Source organism: Sandarakinorhabdus cyanobacteriorum, from assembly GCF_002251755.1.
In the GTDB taxonomy this organism is placed as follows: domain Bacteria; phylum Pseudomonadota; class Alphaproteobacteria; order Sphingomonadales; family Sphingomonadaceae; genus Sandarakinorhabdus; species Sandarakinorhabdus cyanobacteriorum.
On record NZ_NOXT01000125.1, the window covers coordinates 48,649 to 70,842 of the forward strand.

22 protein-coding genes are annotated in these 22,194 nt (G+C 66.3%); 2 read left to right on the top strand and 20 right to left on the bottom strand.

Features of this window, described 5'->3' with window-relative positions; all coding sequences use genetic code 11:
- The first annotated feature begins 11 nt into the window (after positions 1 to 11).
- Positions 12 to 1,241, top strand: coding sequence for a glutamate carboxypeptidase (locus tag CHU93_RS15840; RefSeq protein ID WP_094475116.1), 1,230 nt, complete (start codon positions 12 to 14; stop codon positions 1,239 to 1,241).
- Positions 1,242 to 1,275: 34 nt separating this feature from the next.
- Positions 1,276 to 2,184 carry a DMT family transporter gene (locus CHU93_RS15845; RefSeq protein ID WP_094475117.1) on the top strand — a complete coding sequence of 303 codons (909 nt, stop codon included), beginning with the start codon at positions 1,276 to 1,278 and terminating at the stop codon, positions 2,182 to 2,184.
- Here CHU93_RS15845 and CHU93_RS15850 read toward each other — a convergent pair.
- The 20 genes from CHU93_RS15850 to CHU93_RS15945 all read right to left on the bottom strand — a co-directional run bounded on the left by CHU93_RS15850 (position 2,153) and on the right by CHU93_RS15945 (position 22,064).
- Positions 2,153 to 2,590, bottom strand: a complete 438-nt coding sequence (locus tag CHU93_RS15850; protein WP_094475118.1) for a hypothetical protein — start codon at positions 2,588 to 2,590, stop codon at positions 2,153 to 2,155. The genes CHU93_RS15845 and CHU93_RS15850 overlap by 32 nt on opposite strands.
- Positions 2,591 to 2,657: 67 nt before the next feature.
- Positions 2,658 to 3,134, bottom strand: coding sequence for a 3-hydroxyacyl-ACP dehydratase FabZ (fabZ, locus tag CHU93_RS15855; protein WP_094475119.1), 477 nt, complete (start codon positions 3,132 to 3,134; stop codon positions 2,658 to 2,660).
- A complete protein-coding gene (locus tag CHU93_RS15860; protein ID WP_094475120.1) occupies positions 3,134 to 3,736 on the bottom strand; it encodes an OmpH/Skp family outer membrane protein in 603 nt (200 codons plus the stop codon). The genes fabZ and CHU93_RS15860 overlap by 1 nt, the downstream gene beginning before the upstream one ends.
- Positions 3,736 to 6,354, bottom strand: coding sequence for an outer membrane protein assembly factor BamA (gene bamA / locus CHU93_RS15865; RefSeq protein ID WP_094475121.1), 2,619 nt, complete (start codon positions 6,352 to 6,354; stop codon positions 3,736 to 3,738). The genes CHU93_RS15860 and bamA overlap by 1 nt, the downstream gene beginning before the upstream one ends.
- Before the next feature lie 82 nt (positions 6,355 to 6,436).
- On the bottom strand, positions 6,437 to 7,585 hold the full coding sequence (rseP, locus tag CHU93_RS15870; RefSeq protein ID WP_341476593.1) for an RIP metalloprotease RseP: 1,149 nt from the start codon (positions 7,583 to 7,585) through the stop codon (positions 6,437 to 6,439).
- Positions 7,582 to 8,742 (bottom strand): 1-deoxy-D-xylulose-5-phosphate reductoisomerase, encoded by a 1,161-nt coding sequence (locus tag CHU93_RS15875; protein WP_094475123.1) that lies wholly within the window; start codon positions 8,740 to 8,742, stop codon positions 7,582 to 7,584. Before CHU93_RS15875 ends, rseP begins: the two co-directional genes overlap by 4 nt.
- Complete coding sequence (locus tag CHU93_RS15880) at positions 8,739 to 9,536, bottom strand: phosphatidate cytidylyltransferase (protein ID WP_094475124.1); 798 nt, start codon at positions 9,534 to 9,536, stop codon at positions 8,739 to 8,741. The genes CHU93_RS15875 and CHU93_RS15880 overlap by 4 nt, the downstream gene beginning before the upstream one ends.
- Positions 9,536 to 10,270, bottom strand: a complete 735-nt coding sequence (locus CHU93_RS15885; protein ID WP_094475125.1) for an isoprenyl transferase — start codon at positions 10,268 to 10,270, stop codon at positions 9,536 to 9,538. Before CHU93_RS15885 ends, CHU93_RS15880 begins: the two co-directional genes overlap by 1 nt.
- On the bottom strand, positions 10,267 to 10,836 hold the full coding sequence (gene frr / locus CHU93_RS15890; RefSeq protein ID WP_094475126.1) for a ribosome recycling factor: 570 nt from the start codon (positions 10,834 to 10,836) through the stop codon (positions 10,267 to 10,269). Before frr ends, CHU93_RS15885 begins: the two co-directional genes overlap by 4 nt.
- Positions 10,829 to 11,563, bottom strand: a complete 735-nt coding sequence (pyrH, locus tag CHU93_RS15895) for a UMP kinase (protein ID WP_094475127.1) — start codon at positions 11,561 to 11,563, stop codon at positions 10,829 to 10,831. The genes frr and pyrH overlap by 8 nt, the downstream gene beginning before the upstream one ends.
- Before the next feature lie 239 nt (positions 11,564 to 11,802).
- Positions 11,803 to 12,729 (bottom strand): translation elongation factor Ts, encoded by a 927-nt coding sequence (tsf, locus tag CHU93_RS15900; protein WP_094475128.1) that lies wholly within the window; start codon positions 12,727 to 12,729, stop codon positions 11,803 to 11,805.
- A gap of 115 nt (positions 12,730 to 12,844) precedes the next feature.
- Complete coding sequence (gene rpsB, locus CHU93_RS15905; RefSeq protein ID WP_094475129.1) at positions 12,845 to 13,636, bottom strand: 30S ribosomal protein S2; 792 nt, start codon at positions 13,634 to 13,636, stop codon at positions 12,845 to 12,847.
- Between the two features lie 132 nt (positions 13,637 to 13,768).
- A complete protein-coding gene (locus CHU93_RS15910) occupies positions 13,769 to 14,935 on the bottom strand; it encodes a PQQ-dependent sugar dehydrogenase (RefSeq protein ID WP_094475130.1) in 1,167 nt (388 codons plus the stop codon).
- Between the two features lie 86 nt (positions 14,936 to 15,021).
- Entirely contained in the window at positions 15,022 to 15,525 is a 504-nt protein-coding gene (locus CHU93_RS15915) for a DUF1993 family protein (protein WP_094475131.1), read from the bottom strand.
- 361 nt (positions 15,526 to 15,886) lie between these two features.
- Positions 15,887 to 17,329, bottom strand: a complete 1,443-nt coding sequence (locus tag CHU93_RS15920) for an NAD(P)(+) transhydrogenase (Re/Si-specific) subunit beta (RefSeq protein ID WP_094475132.1) — start codon at positions 17,327 to 17,329, stop codon at positions 15,887 to 15,889.
- Between the two features lie 15 nt (positions 17,330 to 17,344).
- The gene (locus CHU93_RS15925) at positions 17,345 to 17,656 is read right to left on the bottom strand and encodes a proton-translocating transhydrogenase family protein (protein WP_086116386.1); all 312 of its coding nucleotides are present in this window, start codon (positions 17,654 to 17,656) and stop codon (positions 17,345 to 17,347) included.
- Between the two features lie 13 nt (positions 17,657 to 17,669).
- Positions 17,670 to 18,797, bottom strand: coding sequence for an NAD(P) transhydrogenase subunit alpha (locus tag CHU93_RS15930; RefSeq protein ID WP_094475133.1), 1,128 nt, complete (start codon positions 18,795 to 18,797; stop codon positions 17,670 to 17,672).
- Positions 18,798 to 18,819: 22 nt separating this feature from the next.
- Complete coding sequence (locus CHU93_RS15935) at positions 18,820 to 18,945, bottom strand: aa3-type cytochrome c oxidase subunit IV (protein ID WP_094475134.1); 126 nt, start codon at positions 18,943 to 18,945, stop codon at positions 18,820 to 18,822.
- A gap of 105 nt (positions 18,946 to 19,050) precedes the next feature.
- Positions 19,051 to 20,043, bottom strand: a complete 993-nt coding sequence (gene folP, locus CHU93_RS15940) for a dihydropteroate synthase (protein ID WP_094475135.1) — start codon at positions 20,041 to 20,043, stop codon at positions 19,051 to 19,053.
- Complete coding sequence (locus tag CHU93_RS15945) at positions 20,037 to 22,064, bottom strand: M13 family metallopeptidase (RefSeq protein ID WP_094475136.1); 2,028 nt, start codon at positions 22,062 to 22,064, stop codon at positions 20,037 to 20,039. The genes folP and CHU93_RS15945 overlap by 7 nt, the downstream gene beginning before the upstream one ends.
- Positions 22,065 to 22,194: the final 130 nt, after the last annotated feature.

A 22,194-nucleotide genomic window follows, 5' to 3' on the forward strand; every position in this document is an offset into this window, starting at 1 on the left:
GGGAGAAACGAATGAAAAGAGCATTGGCGGCCCTTGCGGCCCTGATCGCCACATCAGCCTGGGCGGCACCGCCCAAGCCGGATGCCGCCCTGCTCAAGGCCGCGACGGCCGAAGCCCCTGCCCTCACCAAGACCTTGCAGCAGCTCGTCGAAATCGAAACCGGCAGCGGCGATGCCGAAGGCCTGGCCGCCATGGGCACGTTGCTCGAAGCCCGGCTGGCGGCGCTGGGCGGCAAGACCGAGCGGGTCAAGCCGATGGGCGAGGCGCTGGGCGACATCATCGTCGCGCGCTGGCAGGGCAAGGGCCAGGGCAAGATCCTGCTGATCGCCCACATGGACACGGTGTATCAGCGCGGCGCGCTGGCCCGGGCCCCGTTCAAGCTGGTCGGCAGCCCGCAGGGGACGCTCGCCTATGGCCCCGGCGTGGCGGATGACAAGGGCGGCGTGGCGCTGATCCTCCACACCCTCACGCTGCTCAGCCCCCGGGATTATGCCGAGCTGACCGTGGCCATCAACACGGATGAGGAACGCGGCTCGCTTGGTTCCGGCCCGATCATCACCGAATTGTCCAAGGGAAAGTCGGCGGTGCTCAGCTTTGAACCCACCGGCTATCCCGAAGCCATGACCAACGGCACATCGGGCACCAACACGGTGATCGTCACCATCAAGGGCAAATCCGCCCATGCCGGCGCCGCGCCCGAAAGCGGCATCAACGCGCTGGCCGAAGCGGCGAACATCATCAACGCCACCCGTGATCTGGATCAGGGCCCCGGCAAGCTGCGCTTCAACTGGACGGTGGTGAACCAGGATCGCGGTGTGCGCAACATCATCCCCGACAGCGTGACGCTGATCGGTGATCTGCGCATCATCGACATGGCCGAATTCGAACCCTTCAAGCGGGCGCTGGGCCAGCGGCTGGCCGCGCCGTCCCAACCCGGTGCCGTGGTCAATTACGAGGTGCGGCTGAACCGGCCGCCGTTCAACGTCACGCCGGCCAGCATGGCCCTGATCGAGGAAGCCCAGGCCACCTATGCCCGGCTGGGCCGCAAGCTGAAGCTGATGCCGCGCACCGGTGGCGGCACCGATGCCGCCTTTGCCGCCCTGGCCGGCGTGCCGGTGCTGGAGGCGCTGGGCCTGCCGGGTGCCGGCTATCACACCACCGATGCCGAATATGTCTATCTCGAAGCGGTGCCGTCGCGCCTCTATCTCGCCGCCAGCCTGATCCGCCGCCTGGGACGGTAGACGGCCCCGCCAGCGGCCGGTAAGGCTGGCCGCCATGTCTGGCCAGCCCCCTTCGCGCCTTTCGGCCATCATCCTCGTGCTGGCGGGGATTGGCGCGCTGTGCGTGCTGGATGCGCTGATGAAATGGCTGGCCCTGCGCCATGGCGCGCCGCTCGCCACCTTCGGCCGCTATGCCAGTGGCAGCATCATCGCGCTCGCCGTGTGGCAATGGCAGGGCCGGCCCTGGGTGGCACCGGGCGGGCTGAAACCCAATGTGGTGCGCGGGTCCTTGCTGGCGGTGATGGCCCTGGCCTTCTTCTGGTCGATCACCCAGCTGCCGCTGGCGCTGGTGCTCACCCTCACCTTCGTCGGCCCGCTGGTGGGGCCGTTCATGGCACGGCTCTATCTGGGTGAACCGGTGCAGCCGCGCTATGTCGCGGCCGGTGCCATGGGCTTTGCCGGGGTGCTGGTCACGGTGGGCGGCATGCCGCAATTGTCTGGCACGTCCTTGCTGGCCGCGCTGGCCGCCGTGGGCGCCGCCATCCTCTATGCCGCATCGGCGGTCATCATGCGGTCGCGCGCAGCGGCCGATGGTGCCACCGTCATCACCCTGATTGCCGCCGTGGTGCCAATGCTGTGGCTGTCCCCCGTCGCGATCACCGCGGCCGCCGTGCCGGGGTGGACCGATCTGGCCTGGATGATGGCAACCGGCCTTGCCGGCAACATCGGCGTGCAGCTGATGGCACGCGGCTATGTCCACCTCGAAGTGCAGGTTTCGGCGGTGATGGAATATAGCGCCCTGCCCTGGGCGGCGCTGTTCGGCTGGCTGCTGTTTGACGAGGCGGTGGCCGCCAGCACATTGGCCGGCGCTGCCATCATCGCCGGCGCCTGCCTGTGGGCCGCCAAAGCCCCAAAGCCGGCGCCGAAAGCGCTCAGCGCGACGCCGCCTGCGCCAGTTCCTTGAGGCACAGTGCCTTGGTCCGGCCCACCGCCGCCACATCGGGCAGCAGGTCCAGCGCCTCTCGCACATCGGCTGCCGCCGCCACCGCCGCCGGCGCACCGCACACGGCCTGAACCCCCAGCACCGGGCCACGGCGCACATCCACCACGGCCAGCACCTCGGCCGGCGCGCGTGGCAGGGCCCCGGCCAGCGCGGCGGTCAATTCCGCGCCATGGGCCGCATCGGCGCCAGCGGCAAGTTCGGGCGCCAGCGCGATCCAGTCGGCCGCACCGCCCCTGATCCCGGCCATCACGCGCGGCCAGTCACCACCGGCCACCAGCTGCTGCACGGCGGCACGCGGGCTATGCGCCGCCACGCTGGCTGCGAATTGGCTGGCCGACAGGATGGAGGCAACAACAAGCGCGATCATCGGGTCCGGTCCTTTCCTCGCCAATGTGGGGAGCGCTGGCGCCCCCCGCAAGTGGCCGTCCGGCCCATCAGGCCGGCGGATCGGCGATCATCGCGGTGAAGCTGGCTTCGGCCGCCAACTTGCCATCGATTTCGGCCCGGCCGCTGAACTTGGCAATGCGGCCACGGTCCTGCACCACCTCCACCTTCAAGTGCAGCAGGCAGCCCGGCTCCACGGGAGTGCGGAACTTGGCGTTCTCGATCGCCATGAAATAGACGAGCTTGTCCCCCGCATCCGGGTCTTTGGCCCGGGCGGTGTGGATGGCCAGCACGCCGGCGGTCTGCGCCAGCGCCTCCACGATCAGCACGCCCGGCATGATCGGGCGGGCCGGAAAATGGCCGGCGAAAAACGGTTCGTTGATCGTTACCGCCTTGATGCCCGTGGCCGATTGACCGGGGATCATGTCGATCACCCGGTCAACCAGCAGCATCGGGAACCGGTGCGGCAACAGCGACATCACCGCCAGAACGTCGGCGGTGCTGGCGGTGGCAGCTTCGGTGCCCATCACTTGCGCGGCGGGGCAGCCGCCGGGGCCGGGGCGGCGGGCGCAGCCGGCGCGGCCGGCGGGGTGATCGACACCTTGGGCAGTGCCTTGTCCAGGCGGGCCAGCACATCGGCGGTGATGTCGACAGCCGGGGTGTGCTGGATGGTCACGCGCTCATCCAGGGCGATGGTGGCGCCGCGTTCGCGCATGATCTGGCCGATGATCGGCTGGGCGGCATCGATGATCTGCTTGACGATCCACTGGCGCGACGCTTCGATTTCCTGGTTGCGGCGCTGCACTTCCTGTTCGGCCTGCTGCTGGCGGTTCTGGAAATCCTGCACCTTGGCCTGCCAGGCCTGGATGGTGGCCGGCGCGGCGCCCTGCTGCGGCTGGGTTTCACGCAGGGTCTTTTCCTCGGCGGTCAGGCTGGTGCGCAGCGTGTTCAGGCGGGCCTGCAGGGCATCGGCCTTGGGCTTCAGCTCGACAGCGGCGGCCTTGGCGGCGGCCGAGGTCTCGATCATCTCGTTCTGGTCCACCAGCACGATCACGGCGGCGGGCAGCTGCTGGGCGGCGGCCGGAACGGCAACACTGGCCAGCGCCAGCGCAATCAAGGTCTTCTTCATCAGAATGCGGTCCCTACGTTGAATTGGAACAATTGCGGGTCGTCGCCCGGCTGGGTGACGAGTGCCTTGGCAAGGTCGAACCGGAACGGCCCGAACGGCGAATTCCAGTTGACCCCGATACCGACCGAAACGCGCGGCTTCGGCGTATTCCCCAGATATTCCTCGACAAAGCCCGAGGAGATGCCATCGGTGGCCAGACAGGGCGCCACCTGGCCGGCCACGCGCGGTGCCGCCACCGTGGGCCCGTTCTGGCAGGTGAGCGTCGGCGCGCGCAGGCTCCACAGCGCGCCAACATCAGCAAAGATCGACGGCCGCAGGCCGAGTTCCGATCCGGCCGAGCCGATGGGGATGCGGATTTCGGCGCGGGCCAGATAATAGGCGCGGCCACCCAGTGCATCGTCCAGCGCCTGGCGACGATCCGCCACCACCGTGCCATCCAGGTTGAGCGGCCGGCGCAGCACGCGCGGGCCGACACCACGGATGTTGAAGCCACGGAACTGCGGCTGGCCCAGGAAGAAGCGGTTGGTCAGGATCACGTCCTGCCCGGAATAGCCGGTGACATAGCCGCCTTCCGCGCCCAGGTTCAGCACGAAGCCCGAGCCGAACAGCGGGGTGAAATAATCATAATTGGCGCGGGTCTGCAGGAACTTGATGCCCACCGGCACGCCCGACAGATCCTGGCTGAAGGTGAAGCGCTGGCCCTGGCTGGGCAGGCGGATGTTGTTCAGGCTGTTGAAAATCAGCGAGTAGCCGATGGTCGACACCGTGCGGTTGCCCAGCTGTTCGCACAGGAAGCGGCCGGCGCGCAGCGGATCGCAGACGCCGTTGGTGAAGAAGGTCGCCTGATCCAGGCCGATTTCCTCGCGGCTGAGGCCATAGCGCAGCGACGCCGCCCAGAATTCGGTGATCGAGAAGCCGGTGCGGACCTGGAAGCCGGTGGACACCTGGGTATAGGTGGTGTCTCGTGTGTTATTGCCGGTGAAGCGGAACGAGCGGAAATCGCGGCGGAACACGTCAAAGCCCAGCGCCAGGTTGCGCCCGGCCAGATAAGGCTCGGTGAAGCCGGCCTCCACCGATCGCGCGAAGCTGGAGATATTGCCCGACAGGCGGATTTCCTGGCCACGGCCACGGAAGTTGCGCTGGCGCACGCTGGCCGAGAAGATGAAGCGTTCGATGCTGGAAAAACCGGCCGACAGCTGCAGTTCGCCGGTCGGGCGTTCCTGCACGTTGGTTTCCAGGATGATCCGGTCAGGCGTGCTGCCGGGCTTCTGCTCGATGTCCAGCTTTTCCTGGAAATAGCCGAGGCCGAGCAGACGGTCCTTGGTGCGCTTCACCTTGATGGAGTTGAAGGCATCGCCTTCGACCAGGCGGAATTCGCGCCGGATCACATTGTCCTGCGTGATGGTGTTGCCGTTGATGGCCACCCGCTCCACATAGACGCGGGGCACTTCCGCGATCTGGAAGGTGATGTTCATCTTCAGATCGTCTTTGTTGCGCTCGAACTGCGGGCGCACATCGGCAAAGGCATAGCCCAGAAGACCGGCCGTTTCGGTCAGCGTCTCGACCGTGTTCTCGATCTTTTGCGCGTCATACCAATCACCCTCGTTGATGCGGATGATCGACTTGAATTCGCTGGCCTTCACGTCGCGCAGCTGGCTGACCAGATCGACCTTGCCGAACTTGTAGCGCTCCCCCTCTTCCACGACATAGGTGACGATGAAGTCCTTCTTGTCGGGCGTCAGCTCGGCGACCACCGACGACACGCGGAAATCGGCATAGCCCTGCGTCAGATAGAATTGCCGCAGCTTCTGCTGGTCATAGGCCAGGCGATCGGGATCATAGGTGTCGTTGGAGGTGAAGAAGCGCCAGGCCCGCGCCTGCTTCGACGCCATCTGCTTCCGGATCTCGCCTTCCTTGAACTTGCTGTTGCCCAGGATGTTGATCTGGCGGATCTTGGACTTGGCGCCCTCGTTGATCTCGAACACCACGTCGACGCGGTTCTGTTCGAGCTGGATGATCTTGGGTTCGACACTGGCGGCAAAGCGGCCGCCACGGCGATACAGTTCCAGGATGCGCGCCAGATCGGCGCGCGCCTTGGAGCGGGTGAAGATCTGACGCGGCGCGAGGCGGATTTCCTCGCGGATCTTCTCCTCCTTTACCCGCTTGGCGCCTTCGACGATGATCCGGTTGATCACCGGATTTTCCTTCACCTCGACGATCAGGGCGCCATTGTCGTCGCGGATGGTGGCATCGGCAAAGAGTTCGGAGGCGTAAAGCGCCTTGAGCGCGGTATCGAGCGCATCACGGTCATAACGGTCGCCAATGGCGAGGTTGAGATAGGAACGCACCGTTTCCGGCTCCAGCCGTTCCGTGCCGCGCACCACAACCGAACGCACCACGCCGGCATTGGCGGCGGTGGCCGGCAGCGCGGTCACGTTGCGGCTTTCGGCGGCGCGGGCCTCGGCCTCGGCCGACGGGCGCGCCGGCTCGGCATCCGGGCGGCGCGGGCGCTGCTGCGACAGGGCCGGCGTGGCGAGCGCGGTGCCCACCAGCAACAGCGCCAGCGGCCGGACCAAATCAGCCCCGCCCCTGCCCCGCTTGTCCTGCGCTGTGTCCATCAACCCCACCAATCTTCGTCTCTTGCATCCCGTGCCCACCGGTTCGGCCGGCGGTGCGCTTGTTGGTCCTGCCGTCAGCCGCTCATCCCAGCAGGCCAGACAGGCGGGCCCACAGGCCCACCGATCCGAAATCATGCCAGGTCAGCACGGCCATCAACGACATCAAGGCGGCAAAGCCCGACATGAAGGCCCATTGCTGCACCTTTTCTGCCAAGGGCTGCCGGCGGACAGCCTCGATGCCGTAAAGCAGAAGATGGCCGCCGTCCAGCGTGGGGATGGGCAACAGGTTGATGAAGCCCAGGTTGATCGAAAAGAACGCCATGAAGGCAATCGCCGACACCAGGCCCAGGCTGGCCTGCTGGCCGGCGATCTGCGCCGTCTTGACCGGGCCGCCCATTTCGGCCAGCGAGCGTTCGCCCAGGATGACCTGGCGCAGCGTGCGGCCGATGGTGGCGATGATGCTGCCGGTATCGACTACTGCCAGGCGGAACGCATCGGCCACGCCAACATCCTCGATCACCTCGGCCGGGCGCACGATGCCCAGCTGGGGATGGCGGGTGACATTGCCGAACCGGTCCACCGTCTCGACCATCTTCGGCACCACCGTCACCTCACGCGGCACGCCGGCCCGCACGATGTCCAGCGTTACCGGCTTGCCCACGCCGGTCACCACCTCGGTCACGATATCCTCGAACCGGGCGATGCTGGTGCCATTCACGCTCAGGATGCGGTCGCCCGGCTGCAGGCCGGCGGCGGCGGCTGCACTGCCTTCCACCACCTTGTCCACCACCGGCGGCGAGGACGGGTGGCCCAGCGCGAGGTTGAACCCAGCCAGGATCAGGATGGCAAAGACGAAATTGATCAGCGGCCCGGCCGCGACGATGATCGCCCGCTGCCACAGCGGCAGAAAGGCAAACAGCCCGCGCCGTTCCCGTTCCGGAAGCGCCATGATCGCCGGATCGATCTGGCTCACCTCGTTCATGTCGCCGACAAATTTCACATAGCCGCCCAGCGGGATGGCATTCACCCGCCAGCGCACGCAGCGCTTGTCGGTCCAGCCGAACAACTCGCGGCCAAAGCCAACACCAAAGGCCTCGATCCTGGTGTTGAACAGCCGGCCCGCCAGATAATGGCCGCCTTCGTGCACCACCACCAGAACGGCGATCATCGCCACAAAGCTGGCGAGGGTGAACAGCAGGCCCGGCTGCTGCTGCATCAGCAACGGGTTCATGCCGCCCGCCTGCGCACGAGGCCGCGCGCCACGTCGCGGGCGGTGGCATCCACCGCCACAACCTCTTCCAGCGTTTCAACCCGGCCCGATGGCACCATCGCCAATGTCTCCGCCACAATGGCGTCGATATCAAGGAAGCCGGCTTGCCCTTCGATGAACGCCGCCACGGCGATTTCGTTGGCGGCGTTCAGGATGCAGGGCGCGCTGCCGCCGGCCCGCATCGCAGCCCAGGCCAGCGCCAGGCAGGGAAAACGTTCGAGATCAGGCTTCTCGAAGCTCAGTTGCGCCACCGCGGCAAAATCCAGCCGCTGTGCCGGCGTGGCAATCCGCTCCGGCCAGCCCATGGCATAGGCGATGGGGATGCGCATGTCCGGGCTGCCGAGCTGGGCCAGCACGCTGCCGTCGTTATACTCCACCATCGAATGAATCACCGATTGCGGGTGGATGATCACACCCAGCTGATCGACCGACACCGGGAACAATTGCCCGGCCTCGATCAGCTCCAGCCCCTTGTTCATCAGGGTGGCGCTGTCGATGCTGATCTTGGCGCCCATGCTCCAGGTCGGGTGTTTGCAGGCATCGGCCACGCTCACCCCGCGCATCGCCTCGCGGCTGCGGCTGCGGAACGGGCCGCCGCTCGCGGTCAGGATCACCCGCTCCACCTGGGCCGGGTCATCGTGCGGAAACACCTGGAAGATCGCGTTGTGCTCGCTGTCCACCGGCAGCAGCGTGGCGCCATGGGCCTTGGCCGCCGCGGTCACCACCGGGCCAGCGCAAACAAGGGTCTCCTTGTTGGCAATGCCGATCTGCGCCCCGCGCCGCACGGCGGCCATGGTCGGCGGCAGGCCGGCGGCGCCCACAATGGCGGTGATCACGATCTCGGCATCACGGGCGGCGGCCTCCACCACCGCCTCCGGCCCGGCGCCGCTTTCGATCCCGCTGCCAGCCAGCGCCTCCTTCAGCGCCTGCCCCTTGCCGGCATCGGCCACGGCGGCAAAGCGCGCGCCACAGGCCCGGGCGGCCTCAGCCAGCCGCACCACGTCGCTGCCGGCGGTCAACGCCTCCACCCGCCAGCGGCCGGGGTTGCGCGCCACCAGATCCAGCGCCTGGCTGCCCACCGAACCGGTGGCGCCCAAAATCGTCAGACTGCGCGTCATCCCGCCCACCCTGTCACAGCAAAAATTCCGGCACCGGCCACCGCCACCGGCACCAGGCCATCCAGCCGGTCCATCACCCCGCCATGGCCGGGCAGGATCGTGCCCGAGTCCTTCACGCCGCAACGGCGCTTCAGCCAGCTTTCATACAGATCACCCAGGATGGACAGGATGGCCAGGGGCACCGCCAGCATCGCCAGCCGCAGTGCACCGGCCGCCCCGGCATAGCCCGGCCACCACAGCATCAGCAGCAGCGACGCCGCCACCGCGCCCAGCAGGCCGCCGATTGCGCCGCTCCACGTCTTGTTCGGACTGATCGCCGGGGCCAGCTTGGGGCCACCAATCGCCCGCCCGGTGAAATAGGCGACGATATCCGCCCCCCACACCACCAGCATCAACAACAAGGTGGCCCAAATGCCCCAGCCCTGCCCGCGCAGCCAAATGAGCGCGATGCCCGGCAGGCCGCAATACAACAGACCGATCGCCGCCGGCCGCCCGGCCCCACGCGCCAGCTTGCCAGCCAGGATCATCATCATGCCGGCCGCACCGCCCAGCAGCATCAGGCCTTCGTCCGGCTTTTGCAGCACGGCGGTGATCCACAGCATCAGCGCCAGCACGGCCAATCCAATGCGGCGCACGATCAGCGGCAGCCGGTGCATGGCTGCCCATTCCGCCCACATCAACAGCACCGCAACGGCCGCCAGCCCGGCAAAGGCGATGCCGCCGGCCCACAATGCCGCCACGGCGGCGGCCACCAGCGGGATGCCGGTGGCGATGCGTTTGCCCAGTTCGCCCATCAACGCCCGCCGAACCGGCGTTCGCGCCGGGCAAATTCGGCCAGCGCCGCGCCCAGCGCCGCGGCATCGAAATCCGGCCACAGCGTCTCGGTCACCAGGAATTCGGCATAGGCCGATTGCCAGAGCAGGAAGTTCGACAGGCGCAATTCGCCCGATGTGCGCAGCACGGCATCGGGCAGCGGCCATTGCGCCGTGTCCAGCCGCGCCTCCAGCGCTTCGGCCGTCACATCGTCGGCGTTCAGGCGGCCGGCGGCCACATCCGCGGCCAGCCCGCGCGCCGCGCGCACCAGTTCATCCTGCCCGCCATAGTTGAGCGCCATCACCAGCGACAAGCCCTGGTTGCCGGCCGTCCGTTCCCGCGCCCGCTCCAGCAGGGCCACCATATCCGGCTTCAGCGCCCGCCAGTTGCCGATGAAATCCAGCCGCACGCCATTGCGGTGCAGATTGTCGATCTCGCTCTGCACATAATGTTTGAGCAACCCCATCAGGTCGCTCACCTCATCGGCCGGGCGCTTCCAGTTCTCGCTGGAAAAGGCATAGAGGGTGAGGACATCCAGCCCCAGCCCGGGTGCCGCCTCCACCACGCGGCGCACCGCCTCCACCCCGGCGCGATGGCCGGCGATGCGCGGCAGCCGGCGCGCCTTGGCCCAACGGCCATTGCCATCCATGATGATCGCCAGATGCCGGCAACCACCGGCGCCATCACCAGCCAACGGGGCGGCGGTAGCACTCACTTGCCAAGGATTTCCTTTTCCTTGGCGGCGGTGGCGGCATCAATGTCCACCATCGCCTTGTCGGTGATCTTCTGCACCTCGGTTTCCAGGCGCTTCTGCTCGTCCTGGCTGATCTTGCCCTTCTTCTCGGCGGCCTTCAGCGCTTCCATGCCGTCGCGGCGCACGTTGCGGGCGGCGATCTTGGCCTTTTCGGCATAGCTGCCGGCCAGCTTCACCATCTCCTTGCGGCGCTCTTCCGTCATGTCCGGGATTGGCAGGCGCAGCGTCTGGCCATCGGTGATGGGGTTGAGGCCCAGGCCAGCCGAGCGGATCGCCTTTTCCACCGGCGTCACATTGGAACGGTCCCACACCTGCACGGCCAGCATGCGCGGTTCCGGCACCGTCACGTTCGCCACCTGGTTCAAGGGCATCATGGAGCCATAGACCTCCACCTGCACCGTATCCAACAGGCTGGTGTTGGCGCGGCCGGTGCGCAAACTGCCCAGATCATGCTTCAACGCTTCGATGGCGCCAGCGGTGCGGCGCTCCAGATCGGCCTTGAACGGGCCGGGCTCGAAATCAGCCATGTGCTTGTCCTTCCTCGATTGCGCCAACCGTGGTGGAAACACCCTCGCCGGCCAGCACGCGGGCCAGGTTGCCGGGTTCACGGATGTTGAACACCACGATCGGGATATTGTTGTCACGGCACAGCGACACGGCGGCCGCGTCCATCACCTTCAGATTGTCGGCCAGCACCCGGTCATAACCGATGCGGTCAAAACGGGTGGCCGCCGGATTGGTCTTGGGGTCGCTGTCGTACACGCCGTCAACGCTGGTGCCCTTCAGCAGGGCATCGCACTTCATTTCCGAAGCGCGCAGCGCCGCCCCACTGTCGGTGGTGAAATACGGATCACCCACGCCGGCGGCAAAGATCACCACCCGGCCCTTTTCCAGATGCCGTTCAGCCCGGCGCAGGATCACCGGCTCACACACCTTGTTCATTTCCACGGCCGATTGCACGCGGGTGGAAACGCCAATGGCTTCCAGCGCATCCTGCATGGCCAGCGCGTTCATCACCGTGGCCAGCATGCCCATATAATCGGCCGTGGTGCGATTCATGCCCTTGGCGGCGCCGGCCATCCCGCGAAAGATGTTGCCGCCGCCGATCACCAGGCAAATCTCGTGCCCGGCATCCTTGGCGGCCTTCACCTCGCCAGCCACGCGCGCCACGGTGGGCGGATCAATGCCGAACGATTGGTCGCCCATCGCGGCCTCGCCCGAAAGCTTCAACAGGATGCGTTTGAAACTGGCCATGGTCCCCCGATAATCCTGCCGTCTTCTGCCGCTAGGTCACTAGCGGCGCTTGGCCGCGCTGCCAAGCGGCGCGCATAGGAAAATGCGTGCACAATTGGGCCCCTCCACCGCCTTCGGCGGTCCCCCTCCCCAAACTTGTTTGGGCAGGTGTCGCCGCAGGCGACGGAGGGGCGGGCCAACCGCGCAAAAAAGGCGGGCCAAGGTCACCCCCGGCCCGCCCCGTTTGTTCAGCGCTGCGATTACAGGCCGGCGGCGGCAGCCACTTCGGCAGCGAAGTCGCTCTGCTGCTTCTCGATGCCTTCGCCCAGCTGCATGCGCACAAAGCCCTTCAGCGCGATGGCGGTGCCGGCGGCCTTGGCGGCAGCGGCGACGACATCGGCAACCTTGGTCTTGCCGTCCATCACGAACAGCTGGTTCACCAGGGTCGATTCCTGGGCAAACTTGCGCACGCCGCCTTCGATCATCTTCTCGATGATTTCGGCCGGCTTGCCGCTGGTGGCAGCCTTTTCGCGGGCGATGGCGCGCTCACGCTCCACCAGGGCCGGGTCCAGGCCGGTTTCGTCCAGCGCCAGCGGGTTGGCGGCGGCGACATGCATGGCCAGCTGCTTGGCCAGCGGCTCCAGCACATCAGCCGGCGCAGCCGATTCCAGGCCAACCAGCACGCCGATGCGGCCGATGCCCGGCGCCACGGCGTTGTGGACATAGGCGGCAACCGTGCCCTGGCTCACTTCCAGGGTGGCGGTGCGGCGCAGGCTCTGCTGCTCACCGATGGTGGCGATGTTGGCGGTCAGCTTTTCCGCAACCGTGCCTTCGCCGCCCGGGAACGGCATGGCGGCCAGCGCTTCGGCATCGGCGCCGCTGTCCAGCGCCAGGCCGGTCACGGTGCGCACGAACGCCTGGAAAATGTCGTTCTTGGCGACAAAGTCGGTTTCGCTGTTCACTTCGACAGCGGCGCCCTTCGTGCCATTCACGGCCACGCCCACCAAGCCTTCGGCGGCAGTGCGGCCGGCCTTCTTGGCGGCAGCGGCCAGGCCCTTGGCGCGCAGCCAATCGACGGCGGCTTCCATGTCGCCAGCGGTTTCGGCCAGCGCCTTCTTGCAATCCATCATGCCCGCGCCGGTCTTGTCGCGCAGGTCCTTCACCATGCTGGCGGTCACTTCAGCCATGGGATGCTCCTTTCAGGTTGAACTGGCGGGCCCATGCCGCGCCAGTGTGTAATCAGTGTGACAAGAGGCCGGATGCGCCTGCACCCGGCCTCCCGCGCATTGGGGGATGGAAGCCTCAGGCTTCCGGCTGGGCTTCTTCGGCCACCGGGGCGGCTTCTTCAGCCAGATATTCCACCGGGGCTTCGTCCATCGCGCCCAGGTCCACGCCCATGTCGGCGGCGCGGCCCTGCTTGGCATCGATCACGGCATCGGCAATGGCGTTGACATAGAGCTGGATGGCCCGGCTGGCGTCGTCATTGCCCGGCACCGGGAAGGCGATGCCGCTGGGATCGGTGTTGGAATCGAGGATGGCCACAACCGGAATGCCCAGCACATTGGCTTCCTTGACAGCCAGTTCTTCCTTGTTGACGTCGATGATGAAGATCACGTCCGGCAGGCCGCCCATGTCGCGGATACCGCCCAGCGAGGCTTCGAACTTGTCGCGCTCGCGGGTCAGCTTCAGCACTTCCTTCTTGGTGAAGCCGGTGGTGTCGCCCGACAGGGTTTCTTCGAGGCTCTTGTACTTGCGGATCGAGCCCGAGATGGTCTTCCAGTTGGTGAGCATGCCGCCCAGCCAGCGATGGTTGACATAATGCTGGCCGCAACGACGGGCGGCTTCGGCGATCGGGTCCTGCGCCTGGCGCTTGGTGCCGACAAACAGCACCTTGCCGCCGTGCTGCACGGTGACGCGCACGAAATCCAGCGCGCGGGCAAACAGCGGCACGGTCTGCGACAGGTCGATGATGTGCACGCCATTGCGGTCACCAAAGATGTACGGCTTCATCTTCGGGTTCCAGCGATGGGTCTGGTGACCAAAATGGGCGCCGGCTTCAAGCAGTTGCGCCATGGTGACGACGGGAGCCGCCATAAGTATCTACCTCCGGTTGGGCCGCCGCGGGGGAGTGGTCGGGAACGGATCCCGGCACCGGATATGTCCCCCCGCGTGGGGTTTTTGGAAGGCGCGCCATTAGCGGAGCGCGCGCGTGGCGTCAAGCCGGCCTCAACCCGCCGGCGTCACCTTCAGAAGCTTGCCGTCGGCATCGTCCGTCACCAGGTAAAGCTCGCCGGCCGGGCCTTCCACCACGTCGCGGATGCGCTGCTTGCGGTCGGTGAGCAGCCGTTCCTCGCCCACCACCCGGTCATTCTTCAGCACCAGCCGCACCAGCGCCATGGAACGCAGGCCGCCCACCAGGATATTGCCCTTGTATTCCGGCATGGCCTTGCCGCTATAAAAGACCATGCCCGACGGCGCGATCACCGGATCCCAATAATAGACCGGCTGTTCCATCCCGGCCTTCTGGGTGGCGTTGTCGCTGATCGGCTTGCCCGAATATTCCTCGCCATAGGTGATGCTTGGCCAGCCATAATCCTTGCCCTTGGCGATCAGGTTCAGCTCGTCGCCGCCGGCCGGCCCATGCTCCACCTCCCACACCCGCCCCTTCGCATCCAGCGCCGCGCCTTGCACATTGCGGTTGCCATAGGTCCAGATTTCCGGCCGGGCGCCGGCCATTTTCACGAACGGATTGTCCTTGGGGATGGATCCATCGCGGTTCAGCCGGACGATCTTGCCGAGCAGGCTGTCCAGCTTCTGGGCCTGCATGCGGCCCGGCAGGATGGAACGTTCGCCCAACGTGATGATGATGCTGCCATCCTTGGGAAACAGCATGGGGCCGCCATAATGCTGGGTGGCGTCAAGCGTCGGCATCTGGCGGAAGATCACCTGCACATCGCGCATTTCGGCGCCCACCAGATGCCCACGCGCCACCGCCGTGCCATTGCCGCCCTCACGCGGCTCGGCATAGCTCCAGTAAATCCAGCCATCGCCCGGATTGGCGAGGCCCAGCATGCCGCCCTGGTTGCGCGCGTCGGTCGCCGGCGTGCCCGTCACTGGAGTCTTGCTGCCATCGGCCGCCACGATGGTCAGCCGCCCGGCCGCCTTCTCGCTCACCAGGAAGCGCCCGCCCTCCAGCAGCGCGACCGCCCAAGGCCGGTTGAGCCCGCTGGCCAGTTCCGTCACCTGCAGCTTCGTCTTCGAAACCACCGCCTCGGCCCGGGTCTGGCCGGCAAAGGCCGGGGATTTTTCCGGCACGTTGGGCGGGCCCTGCGGCACCGGGGCAGCGATGGCGGGGGCCGCAATCAGGGCGGCAAGCAGCAGCGCACGGTTCATCGTGAATCTCCTTTTGCGCCGTCTATGCCGCCGCACGTGCGCGCGGGCAATGCCGCCCGCGTCGCAGCCGCCTCACACCGCCCGGGTCAAAGCGCCATCCGCGGCCGGCCCATATAATCCATCTTGCCCAGCGCCACCCCAGCGTTGCGCAAGATGGCGTAGACCATGGAGGCATGGAAATAGAAATTGGGCTGGCTGAAGCTCAGCAGGAAATCCTCCGATTTGAAGGGCATCTTGCGCTCACCAAACACGAACAATGTCGTGCCGCCGATGAAACCTTCCATCTCGGCTTCGCTCACGCTGGCCAACGCCTCATCCGCTTCCCTGAGGGCCGCCGCGAAAGCCGCATAGCTCGCTTCCAGCGGCGCGCCACCGGGGCTGAACTGGCCCACCCGCACCGCCGCAATCGCCCCGGCGCTGTGCATGGCCACCTGCTTCACCTGGAAGCCCAGCGGATACATGTCCGGCGCCAGCCGCGCCTCGGCCGGATCACAGGCGCCGGCGGCCTCCGCCTTGGCCAGAACCTGCAAGCAGCCGCCAATGATCTGGCGGCAAGACGGAACAAAGGCGGCGTGAAGCGAGATCGGCATGGTGGGCTCCCCTGTCTGGTTCAGGATTTGAGTGTGGCGCGGTTTTGGGGCTGGGGCAAGGCCGATCCTCCCCCTCCGGGGGTGGGGCTGCCCTCGATCCTCCCCCTCTGGGGGAGGTGGCGCCGAAGGCGACGGAGGGGGCTGGGCAAGCGCGAACGTCGCCGGTCTGACCCAGCGCGCGGCCGGCAGCAGAGCCGCCGAGTCCGCTTGGTGAGAGAGGCAGGAAGAAAGGAAGAGCGCGGCAGAGCCGCGCCGTCAGACGACACAAAAAAGGGCGGCCTGAGGGCCGCCCTTTTTGGTCGCTGGCCGTGCTTGCGCGAGTGGGTGGATAGCGCTGCGCACTATCCACACGCCGCGCTGCTCAGTGCCCCCCGCCGTTCAGCCCCTTCACAATATTCTCCACCATCTTCTTCGCATCCGCGAGCAACATCATCGTGTTGTCCGCATAGAACACCGGGTTGTCCACGCCGGCATAGCCCACCCCGCCCATGGAGCGCTTCACGAACAGCACGGTCTTGGCCTTCTCCACATCCAGGATCGGCATGCCGTAAATCGGCGATGTCTTGTCGGTCTTGGCCAGCGGGTTGGTCACGTCGTTGGCGCCGATCACGAAGGCGACATCGCACTGGCCGAACTCGCTGTTGATGTCTTCCAGCTCGAACACTTCGTCATAGGGCACATTGGCTTCGGCCAGCAGCACGTTCATGTGACCCGGCATGCGGCCGGCGACCGGGTGGATGGCGTATTTCACCGACACGCCTTCCTTCTTCAGCAGGTCGCCCATCTCGCGCAGCGCGTGCTGCGCCTGGGAGACGGCCATGCCGTAACCCGGCACGATGATGACGCTTTCGGCATTCTGCATGATGAAGGCGGCATCGCCGGCGGAGCCGGCCTTGTAGCTCTTGGCCGGGCCGCTGGCCTTGGGGCCACCGGCATCAGCCTCGGCACCAAAGCCGCCGGCGATCACGCTGATGAAGCTGCGGTTCATCGCCTTGCACATGATGTACGAAAGGATCGCGCCCGACGAGCCGACCAGCGCGCCGGTGATGATCATCGCGGTGTTCTGCAGGGTGAAGCCCATGGCCGCCGCCGCCCAGCCCGAATAGCTGTTCAGCATCGAGATGACGACCGGCATGTCCGCCCCGCCGATCGGGATGATCAGCGTGACGCCGATCAGGAACGACAGGCCCAGGATGATCCACAGCAACGGCCCCTGCCCTGCAGCAGCGCCGGAGTCGGTGGCAAAGATGCCGGTCAGGATCAGGATGCCGGCCAACACGCCCAAATTGAGCACATGGCGGCCCGGCAGCAGGATCGGCGAGCCCGACATGCGGCCCGACAGCTTCAGGAAGGCGATGATCGAGCCCGAGAAGGTGATCGCCCCGATGGCCACACCCAGGCCCATTTCCACCCGGCTCACGCCGAGGATGGCGCCAGCCGCATCGGTGATGCCAAAGGCCACCGGATTGAGATAGGCGGCGCAGCCCACCAGCACGGCGGCCATGCCCACCAGGCTGTGGAAGCCGGCGACCAGCTCCGGCATCGCCGTCATCTGGATGCGCTGGGCAATCACCCAGCCGATGCCGCCACCAATGGCGATGGCGCCGATGATCAGCGGCAGGCCGGTCGGGTGCAGCGCCAGCGTGGTGCCCACGGCGATCAGCATGCCGATCATGCCATTGCGGTTGCCCGCCTGGGAGCTTTCCGGCGAGGACAGGCCGCGCAGCGAAAGGATGAAGAGGACGCCCGAAACCAGATAGGCCAGAACGGCCCAGGCCGGGGTGGCGGCGACTGCGTGTTCCATGGTTTTGCCCCTGCCTTACTTCGAAGCCGCCGGCTTCTTGTCTTTCTTCTTGTACATGGCGAGCATGCGCCGCGTCACGGCAAAGCCGCCGAAGATGTTGATGCTGGCCAGCACCACACCCAGCAGGCCAAGCCATTGCGAGATGCCGCCGCCTTCGGTGATGGCCCCGGCGGCCGCCGCAATCAGCGCGCCCACGATGATCACCGATGAAATGGCGTTGGTCACCGCCATCAGCGGCGTGTGCAGCGCCGGCGTCACCGACCACACGACATAATAGCCGACGAACACCGCCAGCACGAAGATCGACAGGATCGACAGGAAATCCATGGCGCGCGCCCCCTTAACCCAGCAGCCGTTCGTGGACGATTCTACCGCCCTCGGTCAGCTTGATGCCCTTCACGATGTCATCATCGGCGGGCCATTCGGCAGCCTTGGCCTCCTTGTTCCAGAAGGCCGAGATCATGTTGAAGAAGTTGCGGCTGAACAGGGCCGAGGCATCGGGCGCAATCCGGCTGGCCGGGTTGGAATGGCCGATGATCTTCACACCATGCACCTCCACCACCTGGCCGGCGACCGCGCCTTCGACGTTGCCGCCGCTGTCCACCGCAAGGTCAACCACCACGCTGCCGGGCCGCATGCTGGCCAGCTGCGCATCGGTGATCAGCCGCGGAGCCGGACGGCCGGGGATCAGGGCGGTGGTGATGACGATGTCCTGCTTTGCGATGTGGCTCGACACCAGCTCCGCCTGCGCGGCCTTGTATTCGTCGCTCATCTCGGTGGCATAACCACCGGCGCCCTCGCCCTCGATGCCCTTCACCTTGTCGACAAAAATGGCCTTGGCGCCCAGCGATTCAATCTGTTCCTTGGTGGCCGACCGCACGTCGGTGGCCGACACGACGGCGCCCAGGCGGCGGGCGGTGGCGATCGCCTGCAGGCCGGCAACGCCCACACCCATGATGAACACGCGCGCGGCCGAAATGGTGCCGGCGGCCGTCATCATCATCGGGAAGGCGCGGCCATAGGCTTCGCCGGCATCGATCACCGCCTTGTACCCGGCGAGGTTCGACTGGCTGGACAGCACATCCATCGATTGCGCCCGCGTCGTGCGCGGCATGAATTCCATGGCATAGGCGACCAGACCCGCCCCGGCATAGGCCTCGATCTTGCCGCGATCGTTGAAGGGGGACATGATGGCGGCCACGATGGTGCCGGCGGCAATGCCGGGCAGATCAGCCAGCTGCGGCGCCTGGATGCCCAGCACCATCTGCGCGCCGGCAATCACCTCGGCGCGCGATGCCACGCTCGCCCCGGCCGCGGCATAATCCGCATCGGAAATGCGCGCACCAAAACCGGCGCCGCTTTCCACCGCCACGCTGGCGCCCAGACCGATCAGCTTCTTCACCGTTTCCGGCGTCGCGCCGACGCGGCTTTCATTCGCCGCAATCTCTTTCAGCACCGCAATCTTCATGGCCGCCCCCTTGCCGCGTCAATCAGACCAGGAACACATAGAGCGCGACCACCACGGTGACGACAAATGTCGTCCCCCACTTGGTGGCGGCGGTGAAGCCCGAATAGGTCGCCTTGTGACCGTCCATCGGATGATTGTTGCTGGCCATGGCTGGCAAAACCCTCAAAAATTGCGTGTTCACGTTGCACTGCCGCAAAGGCTGCGTTTCGCCTGTTAGCAGAGTATTCGCGGCTGTGAAGGGGCAGAAGCCCTCTCAGCCCAGACAGGGCTGCGCCGCCGCCCACAGCTTCAGGGCCTGCACGGTTTCCGGCACATCATGAACGCGCAGCATCTGCACGCCGGCACTGGCCCCGGCCAGCGCAATGGCAAGGCTGCCCGGCAGCCGCCGCTCCACCGGTTCATCGGCAGAAAGCTTGCCAATCAGGGACTTGCGGCTGGCCCCCAGCAGGATCGGCACCCCCAGCCCGTGCAGCAGCGAGAGGCGTTTCAGCAGCGCGACATTGTGGTTGACCCCTTTGCCAAAGCCGATGCCGGGATCGGCAATGATCCGGTCCCGCGCCACGCCGCCGGCCACCACTGCGGCAATCCGCCCCTCCAGCCAGTCAAACACATCCAGCAGCGCATCATCATAATGCGGGGCCTGCTGCATCGTTTCCGGCGTGCCCTGGTGATGCATCAACACCACCGGTGCCTGCGCGTCCGCCACCACGGCAAGCGCGCCGCGATCATGGCACAGCGCCGACACATCATTGATCAGGCCCGCGCCAGCCCCCAAGGCTGCCCTCATCACCCCGGCCTTGCGCGTGTCGATGGACCAGGCGCAGCCGGACAGCGCCGGAAACAGCCCTTTGATGCGTGCCAGTTCGTCCGCCACCGGCAGTTCGCGCGCGCCGGGCCTGGTGGATTCCCCGCCCACATCGATGATCGCCGCGCCATCGGCCAGCATGGCCTGCGCCACCGCGCCGGCCAGCGCCGGATCATCGTGCCGGCCGCCATCGGAAAAACTGTCGGGCGTCACGTTCAAGATGCCCATCACCAGCGGCAATTGGCGATACCCCCAGCGCGCCAGCACCGGGCGCGGCGCGGTCAGCCGGTCCAGCCAGTCAGCCGGCACCTGTTCGGCGGCAATCACGCCCTCGCTGCCGGCGCGGGTCAGCACTTCGGCCCGCGCAAAGGAAAAGGGGCCGCCGGCCAGCGGCAACCCCTCCCCTTCCGTCAGGATCGGGCGATAATAACGTCTTACCACACCTTGATCCGCTCTTCCGGCTTCAGATACAGCTTCTCGCCGGGCTTCACGTTGAACGCCTTGTACCACACATCCAGGTTGCGCACGACATAGGGGCGGAAGTGGCTGGCGGTGTGCGGATCGGTCACCAGCTGCTGCTGCAGCGCGGCATCGCGATTCTTGGTGCGCCAGCTCTGGGCAAAGGCCAGGAAGAAGCGCTGATCGCCGGTGAAGCCATCGATCACCTTGGCCTTCTTGCCCTTCAGGCTGCGCTGATAGGCATCATAGGCGATGGTCACGCCAGCCAGATCGGCCATATTCTCACCCAGCGTCAGCTGGCCGTTGATCTTCTTGCCCGGCAGCGGCTCATAGGCGCCATATTGCGCCACCACCTTGTCGGTGCCTTCCTTGAAGCGGGCCACGTCATCGGCGGTCCACCATTCGGCCAGGCGGCCGGTCTTGTCATATTTGCGGCCCTGGTCGTCGAAATGGTGGGTGATTTCATGGCCGATCACGCCGCCGATCGCGCCATAATTCACGGCATCATCGGCGTTGGGATCAAAGAAGGGCGCCTGCAGGATCGCGGCCGGGAACACGATCTCGTTCCAGGTCGGATTGGCATAGGCGTTCACCGTCATCGGCGTCATGAACCACTCGCTGCGGTCCACCGGCTTGTTCAGCTTCTCTACATCGTCGTTGAATTCGAACTCGGCCAGGCGGCGGGCGTTGCCGATCATGTCGCCGCGCACGATGGTCAGCTTGGAATAATCACGCCACTTGTCGGGATAACCGATCTTGGGCGTGAAGGCGGCCAGCTTCTCCCGCGCGGCGGCGCGGGTCTTGGGGTCCATCCAGGCCAGCTTGTCGAGCCGGGCGTCAAGCGCGGCGATGATGTTCTTCACCAGCTCGTCAATCTTGGCCTTGGCCGCTGGCGGGAAATATTCGGCGACATAAAGCTTGCCGATGGCCTCACCCAGCGCATTGGAGGTGAAATCCACCCCGCGCTTCCAGCGCGGCGCCTGCTCCGGCTGGCCACCCAGCGTCTTGTTGTACATGTCGAAGGTGGCATCGCCAAAGGCCTTGGGCAGGCCCGACGAGGCGCTGCGCAGGATCTGGAAAACCATGTAATCCTTCAGCACATTCAGATCAGCGCCATCGATGATCTTGGCAATCGCCTCCACCGAGCTGGGAGTGGAAATGATCACATCGCCCTGCACCGGGATGGTGCTGGCCTTGAAATAGGCGGCCCAGTCAAAGCCCGGAAAGCGCGTGCCCAGCTCGCCGACCGGCACCGGGTTGTAGGTCTTTTCGGCCTGGCGGCGCTCAACGCGGCTCCAGTGCACCTTGGCCAGCTGCATTTCCAGCGCAAAGATCGCATCGGCGCGGGCGGCGGCATTGTCATAGCCTGCGAGGCCCAGCATGGTCGCGACATAGGCCTTGTACTTCACGCGCGCGGCGGCGAAGGCCGGGTTCTTCTCATCCAGATAATAATCCCGGTCGGGCAGGCCCAGGCCGCCCTGGCCGCCCTGCACGACAAAGCGGTCGGGGTTCTTGCGATCCGGGCCGATGCCGAACTGGATCGGGCCACCCTGGCCCAGGCGGAGATAGCTGCCGATCAGTGCGGCATAGCCGGCCTTGTCCTTGATGGCGGCAACGGCATCCAGATCGGGCTTGATCGGTGCGATGCCCTTGGCCTCGATGGCGGCCTCATCCATGTAGGTGGCGAAATAATCGCCAACCTTCTGGGCCTCGCTGCCCGGCGCGGCGTTGCTGGCTGCGGCCTTCTCGATGATGCTGCGGGTGCGCTCGCGGCTCAGATCCGACAATCCGCTCGACATGCCAAAGGCGGTCTTGTCGGCCGGGATCTGCAGGTTGGCGAAATATTTGCCGTTGGCATAGGCAACGAAATCGTCCCCCGGCTTCACGCTGGTGTCCATGCCGGCGGTGTCGAAACCGAAGCTGCCGATCTGCGGCTTGCTGTCGGCGGCCAGGGCCGGGGTGGCCAGGGTAATCAGGCTGGCGGAAATCAGGAACAGGCGCATCACTCACTCCCCTCAATGCGGATGGCGGGTGTCCTATCCAGTCAACACGGGGCCCGCAAGGGGTGCGGCAGAATTGCTGTCATTTCGGCACTACCCGCCAGCGGTCACCGGCAACCAGCCCCGCCACCAC

Coding starts and splice junctions, on each gene's coding strand:
- rpsB (WP_094475129.1), bottom strand. CDS start 13,636: ATGGCGGCTCCCGTCGTCACCATGGCGCAACTGCTTGAAGCCGGCGCC.
- CHU93_RS15910 (WP_094475130.1), bottom strand. CDS start 14,935: ATGAACCGTGCGCTGCTGCTTGCCGCCCTGATTGCGGCCCCCGCCATC.
- CHU93_RS15840 (WP_094475116.1), top strand. CDS start 12: ATGAAAAGAGCATTGGCGGCCCTTGCGGCCCTGATCGCCACATCAGCC.
- frr (WP_094475126.1), bottom strand. CDS start 10,836: ATGGCTGATTTCGAGCCCGGCCCGTTCAAGGCCGATCTGGAGCGCCGC.
- CHU93_RS15920 (WP_094475132.1), bottom strand. CDS start 17,329: ATGGAACACGCAGTCGCCGCCACCCCGGCCTGGGCCGTTCTGGCCTAT.
- CHU93_RS15915 (WP_094475131.1), bottom strand. CDS start 15,525: ATGCCGATCTCGCTTCACGCCGCCTTTGTTCCGTCTTGCCGCCAGATC.
- CHU93_RS15880 (WP_094475124.1), bottom strand. CDS start 9,536: ATGGGCGAACTGGGCAAACGCATCGCCACCGGCATCCCGCTGGTGGCC.
- bamA (WP_094475121.1), bottom strand. CDS start 6,354: ATGGACACAGCGCAGGACAAGCGGGGCAGGGGCGGGGCTGATTTGGTC.
- CHU93_RS15850 (WP_094475118.1), bottom strand. CDS start 2,590: ATGATCGCGCTTGTTGTTGCCTCCATCCTGTCGGCCAGCCAATTCGCA.
- pyrH (WP_094475127.1), bottom strand. CDS start 11,563: ATGGCCAGTTTCAAACGCATCCTGTTGAAGCTTTCGGGCGAGGCCGCG.
- CHU93_RS15875 (WP_094475123.1), bottom strand. CDS start 8,742: ATGACGCGCAGTCTGACGATTTTGGGCGCCACCGGTTCGGTGGGCAGC.
- CHU93_RS15930 (WP_094475133.1), bottom strand. CDS start 18,797: ATGAAGATTGCGGTGCTGAAAGAGATTGCGGCGAATGAAAGCCGCGTC.
- fabZ (WP_094475119.1), bottom strand. CDS start 3,134: ATGGGCACCGAAGCTGCCACCGCCAGCACCGCCGACGTTCTGGCGGTG.
- CHU93_RS15925 (WP_086116386.1), bottom strand. CDS start 17,656: ATGGATTTCCTGTCGATCCTGTCGATCTTCGTGCTGGCGGTGTTCGTC.
- tsf (WP_094475128.1), bottom strand. CDS start 12,729: ATGGCTGAAGTGACCGCCAGCATGGTGAAGGACCTGCGCGACAAGACC.
- rseP (WP_341476593.1), bottom strand. CDS start 7,585: ATGAACCCGTTGCTGATGCAGCAGCAGCCGGGCCTGCTGTTCACCCTC.
- CHU93_RS15845 (WP_094475117.1), top strand. CDS start 1,276: ATGTCTGGCCAGCCCCCTTCGCGCCTTTCGGCCATCATCCTCGTGCTG.
- CHU93_RS15945 (WP_094475136.1), bottom strand. CDS start 22,064: ATGCGCCTGTTCCTGATTTCCGCCAGCCTGATTACCCTGGCCACCCCG.
- CHU93_RS15935 (WP_094475134.1), bottom strand. CDS start 18,945: ATGGCCAGCAACAATCATCCGATGGACGGTCACAAGGCGACCTATTCG.
- CHU93_RS15860 (WP_094475120.1), bottom strand. CDS start 3,736: ATGAAGAAGACCTTGATTGCGCTGGCGCTGGCCAGTGTTGCCGTTCCG.